The sequence below is a fragment of the Streptomyces sp. NPDC004647 genome, assembly GCF_040609575.1.
GTDB lineage: Bacteria > Actinomycetota > Actinomycetes > Streptomycetales > Streptomycetaceae > Streptomyces.
The window spans coordinates 80682-92902 of sequence record NZ_JBEXKU010000001.1; the positions used below are offsets into that span (position 1 = coordinate 80682).

Annotated in this window: 1 protein-coding gene (only partly in view); it reads left to right on the forward strand. The window is 69.1% G+C overall.

Annotated features, from left to right (window positions below; all coding sequences use genetic code 11):
* A protein-coding gene (locus tag ABZW18_RS00245; RefSeq protein WP_356179827.1) for a UvrD-helicase domain-containing protein crosses the window boundary here: on the forward strand, positions 1-11819 show its end. It extends 18340 nt beyond the left edge of the window; only the last 11819 of its 30159 coding nucleotides appear in the window; its start codon lies off the left edge, out of view; its stop codon occupies positions 11817-11819.
* Positions 11820-12221: the final 402 nt, after the last annotated feature.

Below are 12221 nucleotides of genomic sequence, written 5' to 3' on the forward strand. Positions count from 1 at the left end.
TGTGGCGGCGGCGAACCGCCGCAGCGGCCGGCGCCCTCAACGACGCCGGATTCCCATTCCACATCACCGACCCCACCCTGCCTGAGCAAGGCTTCCTTTTTGCTAGCACAGTCGCAAAAGCAGGCGGCGCCACTGCGTTCACCGACGACGCGGACTACCAGGCCAGCCAGCAGCACGTTCTGGACCAGCTGCGCACCTGGGCGGACGGGATGCTGTTCGGGCACGACCCGGAGCACACACTCCTGCCTCTCCCGGAACACCGGCTGCCCTCCGAGCAGCAGGCCATCGCCGCCGTCCTGGGGCTGGCGTCCGAGCTCATCACTGGATGGGCGCGGCCGCAAGACCACATCGTCGACGCCTACCGCACACTGCTCACGGCGGTAGAAGCTCTGGACCGCGACAGCCTGGAGATGCACGCCGCACAGGCAGCCATCGCCCTGTTGAATGCGGTGGACCTGCATGTGTCCCGCGTTGATGCCACCTTGGCTCGGCGCGAGAGCTGGCGGGACTCCCTGACGGAAGCGGCCCAGAGCGCGGCCGTGGCTTCCGCCAGGGAACTGCAGGAACTGCTGACGGAGCCCTCGCACGAGCAGCGGCGGCAAGAGGCGGTCGACCGCGCGCAGATCAAGGAGCCGTCCGAAACCGGACGCCAACCGGTGCTGGTCGACGGCGAACTCGCGGGGTTCCTCTGGCAGGACGGCGCCCTGTGGCGGTTCACGGATGCCGAGCAGATCGCCGTCACCGACCCCTACGACACGGCGCAGGAGGCCCTCACCGACCTCGTTCACGCACGCGACGTCCGCTGCGCTGCCCACCGCGAGCAGCCCGTACCGGTTCCCGAGATGCTGGCCGAGCACTACAGCGCCGTGCAGTGGGTCGTCGAACAGGTCGCCACATGGCCCTGCCTGAACGCGGCACTGAACACATCCGGGCTGCCCGCCCTGCGGCTGAACCAGCTCATCGACCGGCGCGTTGCCCACGCCATAGGACGCCTTCCCGCGGCGTTGGAGAGTGCAGAGCTGCGCACCGCCACCCAGCATGCGCTCGGTCGCCGGGAGCTCAACCGCTACCTGCGCCCGCTCGTCCGCCAGCACACCAGCCCCGGGGCCAGCACCGACCTCGACCCCGCGATGCCGAATGTGCAGCCCAGCCCCATCGCGCAGCCCCCCGACCTGACCGTCAGGCCTGCGGCGCCTGAGCCGGCGCCACCGACCCTGGCGCCAGCCGAGTCCGCAGCCATCACCGCTTTCACACATTGGCGGGACATCAGCGCCCCGCGCCGCGCCCTGAGCCAGTCCGTACGAGTTCTGGCGCGCACCACACTCTTCCGGCAGCGGGCCGCCAACCCTGGCGTCGAGAGCACGCTGCGCGACGCCCTCAACACCTTCACCCGCGCCACCCTGCGGCAGCCCTCCGACTTCCATGAGGCGGTCGAGCACATCACCGCGGCCATCACAGCCGTGCAGGACGCGTGGAACGGAACGGGCCCCCAAGCCGACGCCGCCACCGCGCTGGCAGAGGCCGCTCAAGCGGCTGATGCCTTCACCGCCGCCTGGCGCGCCACCATCACCTCTGACGCATGGAATGCGCTTTTCCCCGACACCCCCGCCCCCCAACCCCCTGCCGAAGCGGTCCGCGACTGCCCCCCGGGATTCTGGCTGTCCTCCAGCGGCCCAGACGAGAACGACCCCAAGGAGATACGCACGCTCAGCTCGCCGGTCGCTGACCTGCACCACAACGGGTACGCATGGACCGGCACGGTCAAACCTGGCAACGCCGTCGTCCCCATCCCGCCGAGCCGCGACCTTCAGCGGGCCGCTGGCGACGCCGTCCGCATCTGGATGGTCGAGACCGGCTCAGCCTTCGAAGAGGACGGCGCGTACGCCACCCAGGCCGAACTCGGACAGGGAATCGACCGGTTCTCCCGCTACAGCACCGCCCTGCACGAAGCCGCTGTGCGCGTATGGCCCCTCACATACCTCAAACAGCCAGAACTCGCCGCCGTTTTCGACGCGCTCAACTCGGGACTTGCCCAGACCGGGAAACGTGGCCGTGCTGAACTGTGGGCCTTGGCCGACACCCTGGAACAGCTGGAATCTCCCCTCACCGCCCTCCGCGACAGGTTGAACACCCAGCCAGAGGGACGCGAATGGCTCTACGGCTGGCTGACCCTCATCATCGCCGACATCAAGGACGTAGCGCCGCGGCTGCGCGCCACCGCGGACCTCCTACACGATGCGGCACGCCTCAGCCTCAACAAGCAGAAGCTGGATGCCGCCCTCGCCCGCACCCAGCGAGGTGAGAGAGCCCGCGACGGGCGCATTCCCATTACCATCGACGGCACCACGATCGGCACCATCCACCAGCGTTCGGACGGCTGGGTCCCAGAACCGCAGGACGGCAACCTCGCCGTCGAAAGCGACAGGCCAGCGCCGTTCCACACAGACAGCGGCGCGATCGGCGAACTCGTCCGCCGCTTCGACACCCCCTACCCGGAGAACACGAACGGAACGAAGACCCGACCAGCCCCGGCAGGGGAAGCAGCAGAGTCCGCGCTCACCACAAAACCTGCGCCAGAGGACTCCCGCACCAGGGATGCCACCTCCGAGCGTGACACACCGGGCGACAGCAATGAGACGGGCCACAGGCCTCTAGAACGTGTTTGGATCCAGCACGACCCCACCCAGCGCGGACAGACCCTTGTTCACGGGATCGCTGCCGACCGCAAGACCGCCCAGGACCCGCAGGCCGCCGCCGCGCTCCAAGCAGCCAACTTCGTGCCAGCGCCTGACCAGGGAGTGTGGAAGCAGACACAGAACACCGGGGCACAAAAGCGGCACGAAAAGACGGCCAGATTCGTCACGGCGATGCTGCGCCAGGGCCGCAGCATCGCCGTGCACATCTCCGCCGACGGTGCACCCGCAGACCCACAACTGCCAGAGCTCTACGAAGAACGACGGGCTGAACTGGTGCGTCTTGGGCAGCGAACCCGCGTGGCACGCTGGTCCGCCGTCGACTTCTCCCCAGGCGACCAGGTGCTCACCCAGGCCTGCCCCTGGTGGCAGACCGTCCAGAGCGTCACGCACGACGGGCTGCAACTGGACAGCAACGGCGAAACGCAGCTCCTGGCTGGCGTCCTCGCCCGTCGCCGAGACAACGCACTGGCCACCGCAGACTCCCCCGCCCCCCAGGGCAACGCCCGCCCCGGAGGAGCGCCGCCCAGCCGCATGGCCCTGGAAGACATCGCATCCGAACTGGAACGACTGGACCTACCGCTGGCCGATCCCCGCCACGCGACCCTGATCGAAGCCCGCCGAGCCGAACTCCACTCGGCACGCCAGCGCAAGACCCAGCAACGTCAGCAAGCCGAGCAACAACGCGCTGCCCGTCAGCAGGCCCTGACCGACCCCGCCGCCCGAAAATCTCTCGCCCCGGACCGCCTGACCCCGGTCAACGACGAGTACGGCACCCTGATCGGCGGTGTCCTCAAGCGCGACAAGGGCTACTTCCCGATGAGCCGCGATGGGCACCTCGCACCCGGGTACAAGCGCAAGAGTGACGCCCTGCAGCGCGTCTACGAACGCGCGGACGAGGACGACATCCCGTGCCCGACGGGCTGGAGGCGCGCCCCGTGGTCCACCCTCGGCCCCGGCGACACGCTGCGCCTTCCGGAGCCGATCACCACACCCGGACGCGCGGACCGGGTCGTGGACCCGACCACCTGGGGCAGCCCCCTCGCCCTGAGGAGCCTCAGGCGGCTCCCCGACGGGGCCATCCACCTGGTCGCAGAGCGCAACGGGGCCGAGATCGACACGATCCTGTCCAGGCGGGATGCCCTGATCCCACCCGCGCGGGAGGCAACGGGGATTCACGCCGTACCGGCAGACCAGCAGGTCTCCAGGGCAGCCCGAGAGGCTATTGCTGAGATATTCGCCGTTCCGCACCACGTGCCCCTGCCTGGACCCGGTGCCAAGATCTGGGGGGAGTTCCGGACGGCGGTCGAGCGAGTGCAGCGGCGGCCAGCGACGGCCGCGGAACTGTCCTCTCGCCTTCGTGAAGTAGCCGCCTGCGGTCAGCGTGTTGCCGAGGCTGCGGAGCCCCAGATGTCGACGCCGGGTATTCCAGGCGGCGAGGACCTCGCCCGCGGGGCATCCGAAGCCGCCTCGGTGTGGGCGAGGCGGCTGGAGAACCCCGAAGTCGCCGTCGCCGAGATGGACCGGACAAGGACGGAAGCCCCTGGGGATGTTGCTGCCTCGCCCGATGAGGAAGCCAGGGAACCAGACGCCACCAGGGAAGCCCCGGAGCCGCAGCAAGCCTCTGCCGACCTCCATGACACCAGCCACGTGCCCGCTTCACCCAAGCAGGCGGCCCCAGCAGATCGGACTGAGCAAGGCGCAGCGCCCACCGGAACCGAGAAGACCTCAGTCGCCCCCAGGGCAGAGGTCCGCGACCGCTATCAGCCTGGGGACGCGGTCTGGGTCGCGCCGAACTGGGATCCCACGAAGCGCCTGTGGGTCGGCGAGGTTCAGCACTACACCCGCAACGACTCCTTCCGTGTCAAGGAGCCCGCCTACGGCACAACCCAGGACGTGCACGTCGACCTGCTGTCTCCAGCGTCGCAGGACGAGGCCGACGCCGACCGGGCGCGTCAGATCGCCGAGCGCGAGGAGCGTGCCGCCGAGCGGGAGCGCCGCTCAGAAGAGGCCCGCGCGCGGCGAGCGGAACGGGACGAACAGCGCGAGCGGGAGGAACAGAAGGCCGAAGCCGACCGTGCCGCGGCCGCTGCAGAGGCGCCCGTCCGTGAAGGCGGCGCGTGGGATCCCGATTTCCCTGTTCCTGACACCCTCGGGCAGCTGTGGGCGACGGCGCGGGCACGCGGTTGGACTATGACGCGGGAGACAGAACGGCGCGAGTACTCCCAGCGCCTGTACATCCACATCGACGGGCAGACAGCCGTCGGCCGGTGGGCATTCCGTCTGGCATGGACGGTGAAGAAGGGCCGCTTCTCGGCGGACAAGCAGTCATCGTGGGCACTGTGGGCGGACGACCGCACCGGCCCCCGAGGTGGCGAGATCCGGCCGACGGTCGGAGACGCCCTGCAGATCATGCAGCAATACACGGCCAGGGCCGCAGAACCCGCACAGCCGGAATCCCCCGCACGAGATGCCACGCCCGTCGCGACACCGGAAACTCCTTCCTCCCCGGCAGACTCCGAGCCGGCAGGCGAGCCAGCTACCACGCCGGCCGTGGGTACCTCTGTCCCCTCGGCAGAAGCACACTCCCAGGCCCTGTCCCGGCAGGACATCAGACCCGAAGACCCCCCAGGACGCCCAGCATCCTCAGCGGAGCTGGCTGGCATCGCGGACGGGAAGATGGCGATCGTCACCGATCCGGCCCCAGACGCCGACCGGGCCGCCGCTCCCGCCACGGCTGAGCAGACCGCGTCGTCGGACTATGACCACCTGCCCAAGGGTGTACCGGCGGCTCCGGACGAGGCGGGGCCCGCCAACGGGCCGCAAGAGACAGTCAACGAGGAACCCTCTGCCTCAAAGGCGCCCGTCCCGGACGACGCCCTCGCTCGGCAGCTGGTGACCTACACCGAGGGCGGAAGGGCGTTGCAGCGCCTTGAGGTGGGGCGCGGTCCGATACCCAGCCTGGAGTACGCGCACGAGCTGCTGAACCAGATCCTCCAGTGGACGGCAGACGCCCTGACCAGCATGCGCCCTCACGAGGCGCTGATGGGCCCGGACCTGACCGCTCTCTTCGACGACCTTGACATGCAGCTGCTCCCCGGCGAAGTCGACGACGACGAGACTGTCAACGAGAACATCGCCAGCCTGCACGGCGGCGTCGCAGAAATCGAGGAACTGACCGGGGAGATCACCGAACTCGCCCAGGAGCGCGAGGACCTGCACCGGTGGCCAGAGATCGAGCGTGAGCTGGAGGCACTTAGGGACCGCCTCGATCAGTTCACCAGCCGTCTGCAGGCCGGAAAGCCCCGCAAGAAGGCCAAGGATGACGATCCCCGGCCGCCGGGCCCCCAGCCCGCCCCGCCTGTCGGGCACACACTCCGCGCCGAAGACGCTGAGATCGGTACGGGCATCGTTGCGCGGGACGGACTGCCCGCCACGGTCACCGCTGTCACGACGCTGGCCGATGGAACCGTGCGCATAGAGACCGACGCGGGCGAGGCACCACTGGACTTGGACCCGCGCACGCGCCTCACCCCGGCATCCGCCAGGGACACCGGCCTGTATGACGCCCACGGACGACGCATCGGCGACCAAATCCGCCGCTCCGCCCTGCGGCCCGGCGACCGCATCAGCGTCGACACCGACTGGACCGCTGTGGCTTCCGCCTACGCCGACGTCGAAGAGGCGTTGCGGCCGACGTGGATGCGGCTGCAGGCCACCGTGGCCGCCATCCACCCGCCCACCGACGGACAGCACCCCGCGTTCCACCTGACCGACATCCTGGTCTCCTCCGGGGAAGATGAGGCCGCGCCTCTGCCTGATGTCACACAGGCCCACCTCCCAGGCACCGTCGCCCGCCTGGGCAACGGCACTACTGCGATTCCGGAAGCAGCAAGCGAGTCCGCGGCCGTTGCGCTGCAACAGGCAGCGGAAGACAAGCAGGCCGCGGTCGACAGCGCAGCCTCACCGGAGGGCCACCCGACCAGGCCTGAGCAGCCGACGGCAACCGCACCGCAGGCGGCGCGCGCTGCCCTGTCCGCCGACGATGCCCTGCGGCCGGGCGGAGAGGAGCACGCACAACAGCTGGCCGCGCGAGCCACACTGGGGGACCCCGAACGCGACGGAGCCGGGCGGCGCGCGCTGGCCCCGGTACTGCTGGAGGAGACACGAATCGGCTCCATCGCCCCCGCCATCGGCGGCGGCTGGATGCCCACCAGCATCGACAACTGGTCCAGCAATGAACCCTTCGACACACAAGCCGGGGCCATCGCCTGGGTCGTCAATGCCTACGACGCCTGGGAAGCCGGCCGTGAGGAGCGCGAGGCGCGCCAGCGCAAGTCTGAGGAGCCGGAGCGGCAACCCGCCCTCGCTGAAGGCGAATTGCCCTCCGACGCCGTGCCCGTGCCAGGCCACCCGGGCTACCACCAGGCCAGCAGCCACCCGGACACCGTGGTGTACGGGCCGGACAACACGCTGATCGGCTCCGTCGAAAAAGGGGTGTACCGCCAGAGCAAGCGCAAGATCAAGTACGGCGAGCACACGCTGATCGGCCAGAACACCACTGCCGAGGCCGTCGATCACCTGGCCGAGCTCCACGCCACCCTGACCGGCCCGGTGGGAACGCGGCCCGAGGGCGAGGTATGGATCGAGCACCATCGCGACCACACCTACGTGTGGGGTGCAGAGCCCGGCGACCGCGAGCTGGCCTTTGCGATGGAGGTCGCGGGCGGGCCCACCGGCTTCAACCGCCGCGCCGACGGCGACAGGTACTCCGGCGTCTACCACCACGTCATGCCAGGCGGCTGGACACACCGCGTTCGCAGCAGCAAGATCAACACCCTGCGCGCCCTGCTGGCCGCCCGCGGCCGCAAGATCCCCATTTTTGAGAGCCAGGCGGCCAAGGAGGCCGCCGCCACCGGTGCTGCCCTGCACGCGGACAACCGGGCACTGCGGTTCACGCCCGTGCCCGAGATCGAGCCGGGCGAGGCATTCACGCATACGCGGCAGCTTCAAAAACTACTCAAGGACATCAAACGCGAGCACAACGAAGGCCTGCGCTACAGCAATGCCTGGAAGCGCATGACCTCGCGCGCGGCGGACGGGCGGCCCGACGCCCGGCGCCTGCAGGACGCCCTGAACGCCATCGCGGAGGAGAAGCTGTTCGCCGCCTCCCAGCCCATGGCGCTCGCCCGCACCGTTGAGCTGGTCCGTGCCGCGCGAGGCGTGGCGTGGCGGCTGCGCGGGGAGAACACGCCCACCTTGCACGGCCATGTCCACCAAGTCGCCGAGTACGCCCAGGAGCTCGCCGAGCGGGCCGCGGCCACCGCGGCCAAGCCGGGGACGTGGTCGGCCGTATTCAAGTCACCGGTCGCGCCCGATGACGCGCTCGGCGACTACCAGCGGGCGCGGGCCAAGGCATGGGCGCAGTGGTGGCCAGTGGCCGGCGCCGGCTTCAAGATCGTCCCAGGTAGTGACGTCGCCGAAGCCGTGAAGGAGCTGCAGACGGCCATGCAGTCGCGGGCACTTCCGGAGAAGGCCCAGAGCGCAGATGACGCGACACAGCGCCTGGCAGCGCTCCATGTGTCAGCTGCCGCCCTCGTGGGCGTCCTGAACGACAACCCCGAGGAGTCACATCCTGACGTTGAGGTCGCCGTGGCCACGATCGCAACGGCCACCCAGGCCTACACCACGGTGCCAACGGAACCGGTTCAGATCCTGCCGGGCGATCGCCAGGCGGCGCAGGTGCAGCATTCGACCGATCCCGGGCCCGCGGCCCTGGCTGCCCTGGCAGCGGACGCCGAGCCGACCGCACCCGAGGACCGCGACATCCAGGACGCCGGGGAAGGCCCGCACGGGCACAAGCGTCACTACGAGCGTTTCCCGCTGCCCGATGGCGGCTGGGAAGTGTTTTCGACCCTGCCCTCCGGCCGGGCGGGCCTGTGCCACCTCGCCCGTGAAGGCGACGGCTTCCGCGCCCACACCGGGGACATCACGACCACAGGGGACACCTGGCGGGAAGCCGTCGCCCGCTTCGAGCAAGCTCAGCGCAAGGATCGCGACCGGCGAGCCCTGGAAGCAGCTCAGCAGGCGGCCGCAGCCGAGCCGCTCGCCGCGGACCCGCCACAGGAAGCCGCCCCTGCATTCAGCACTGCGCAAGCCACCGATGAAGACGCCACGACGCCCTCGGGCAGCAACAACCCAATGCCGCAGAGGACAGGCGTACCACCGGAAGACCAGGTCCCGTCCGTACCCGGGACCGTACCGGTGGCGGATCCAGATGCCCGGCGCCGCTGGGAGGAAGTCAACCCCCGGCCATCAGACCGCCTCGCCGCGGTGCGTACCCGCTCCAACGTGATCGTTACCGGTACTGAACCGGGCGAGGACGATGCCCCGGTCCGGCAGTGGCTCAAGGACCAGGGGCTGTACTGGGTCAAGGAGGAGGGCCGGTGGGAGTTCAACAGGGGCGGATGGCGGACGCGCGGCAACCCGGCGCGTCTTGCCGCCCGGCTGGAGAAGGACGTCAAGGCCTACTTCGAGAGCCTGGACGCGCCCTGGGAGCGTGCCCGGGACCGTATCGGACAGGCCCTCACACCGGAGGCCCGCGCAGAGTATGAGGAGAGTGCGGCGGACGCCGAGCCCTACCCGCTGACCGCCCAGCAGCGGGCGATCATCGAGGCCGCGCAGGACGGCCTCAACGTGGCCGTACAGGCGCTGGCCGGCACGGGCAAGACCAGCACCATGGTCGCCCTCGCGCGCCGCATGCTGAACCGGCGCATCACCTACCTGGCCTTCAACTCGGCGAACGCGGTCGACGCAGGAAGGAAGTTCGCCGGGCTCCGGCACGTCAGTGTCTCCACCGCCCATGCCCTTGCGGCCCGCGACCTGAAGGCCACGGACCTCGCGGACAAGGTCGCGGCTGGAAAGAAAGAGGGCGGCGTCGGTACAAACTCCAACGCAGATTGGGCCGAGCTCCTGGGCGTACGGTCAGCGCCCGCCGCGGACGGGGGGGACCAACTTGAACCCGAGAGCATCGTCGTCATCATCAAGGAGACGATCAAGAACTTCCGTAACAGCGACGCCGACACCATCGACCTGGCCCATGTTCCGGGAGCCGATCATCCCCTCGTGGAGATCGCGGCACGGCCGGGCCGGCTGCGCCGCGCCGTCCTCGACCACGCCCGCGATGCCTGGCAGGACAAGATCGACCCGGCATCGCGGCAACTGAACTTCCACCACGACGACTACCAGAAGATCTGGGCACTGACCCGACCGAAGATCCACGCCGACACGGTCGTTTTCGACGAGGCGCAGGACATCAACCCGGTGCTCCGCAAGGTCGTACTGGACAACATGCGACCTCCTCACGGACCGGCTGCCCAGGTTGTCATTGTCGGCGACCCCAACCAGGCGATCTACGGCTTCCGCGGGGCGGAAAATGCCCTGGAGGACTGGCCGGCTGACATCGAGCTCCCGCTGAACAAGTCCTGGCGTTTCGGTCCGGAAGTAGCCGACATCGCCAACATCTTCCTCAAGCTCCTCGGCGCCGCCTACCTCATGGAAGGCAACGACGGCATCAGCACTGCTATCGGGCCGATCGACAGCCCCGAAGCCGTCCTGGGACGCACCAACGCCGGCGTTGTTACTGCGGCGCTGGATGCTCTGGGGAAGGACCGCAAGGTCCATATGGTCGGGGGCGGCAAAGAGCTGCAGCGCATGGCCGAAGGAGCCAAAGAACTCCAGGAAAAGGGAAAGACGCGCAAACATCCTGAGCTCGTTCCCTTCCGGTCATGGAAACACGTCCGCGAGTACGTGGACAAACACGACAGCGCGAAGCAACTGGAGGCCTTCGTCCGCCTGGTCGACGACTTCGGCGCCGACACACTGATCGACATGGTCGGCAAGCTCACAGAAGATCCGCAGCGAGCGGACCTCATCGTGTCGACCGCACACAAGTCCAAAGGGCTGGAATGGGGCCTGCTGCAGGTCGGCACCGACTTCACCGGCCCGAAGTCCAGTACAGACCCCACGCAGGAGGCGACGCTCCCCAAGGACGAGGACCTCCGGCTCGCCTACGTCGCGGCAACCCGAGGCATGCGCGGCCTCGACCTCGGATCACTGCAGTACATCGAGGACCTGCGAGCCGTCGCGGACGAGCGCTATGCCGCACGCCCTTCAGGGACATCAGCCTCAACGCAAGAAGCTCCCAACCCTGAGCCCGTCGCTGCGAGCGAGACCCCGCCCCGCCCCGCCCCGGTGCCGCCGCCCACCGGCACCCCGCTGACGCCTCCGCCGACGGACCGGCACGACAAGACCTCCACCCCGCCCGATGCCGGAAACGCGGTGGAGAACACCGGGGGTCCCACGACCGAGGGCATGGCAACGCGCATCGTCGAGCAGGCGGAGGACAGTCAGCAGCCTGCACGGTCCGAGGCGCTACGGCAGGACCTCATCCGTCTGCTTAACGACGCCCATGCGCCGACATCGCCGGTCGAGCACACCACCGTCGACAACACCCCGCTGTACGTGCGAGTTGCCCGAAGCCAGAAACATGGCAGGGTCCTGCAATTCGGATTCGACCGTCACGCTCCACGCGCGGCAGCCCAGTTCACTCATGCCGAACTCAGCGGCGCGACCGGCCCTCAGGTACTCCGGGCCATCATCGCGCACAAGCCGAAGCCCGAGCGCCCCGATACAGCCCGTCTCGCCGCCGACCGACTGCGTGAGGACTTCCTCCGTCTCATCGAGTCCCCATCCGCACCCAGCACACCATCACTCAGGGGAACCCTGACTGCGGTACCGCTGTATGTGGCCGTCACACCGCATTCCAAGCACGGCCGGGTGCTGCGTTTCGGCTTCGACCCACACGCCCCCGCAGCCGCACAGTTCACGCGTGCCGAACTCCAAGGCGCCACGAACGACCAAGTTGCCACAGCGCTGGAGAGGCACGGTTCTGCGTTCGTCCAGGGCATGCTGCGAGCGCACGAGACCCGCGGACGGCTACGAGCCGGAGCGAGCGCACGCCGAAACGGCATGCCGCAGACACCAGTAGAACGGGAAGCGCTGCACGCCCAGCACGACCCCGCTTCTCAACCCGCGCCAGCCACGGCCGCGGCCCAGTACCGCTAGGGACCTTCCACGTTCCGTCAGAAGGGACCACCAGCAAGATTCCCGGGCCCGATATCCGCTCAGGCGGGAGGCGAGGGCCAGTACAGCGATCCCGACTCTCCTGGATGCCTAGCGTCGGTCCTTCAGACCTGCCCAGGGGAAGCAGGCGGCAAGGCCGCCACCCGTGAACGCCGACGAGGTGTCGAATTGGCCACGGTTCCCGATGACCCGATCCACAATCAGAGCCCCTCACAGTGGGCGGAGGAAGAGAACGTCCCCTCCGCCTTCGCCACGCCGCAGCTCAGCGCCGCATGGGGGGCCGGGGACGACGTGCCCTCGGCCTTCGCCGAGCCACCCGCGCAACAGGCCAATCCAGGCGCCGGGCAGGAAGCGGCGGAGTTGGTACCCACCACTGTCGGTCAG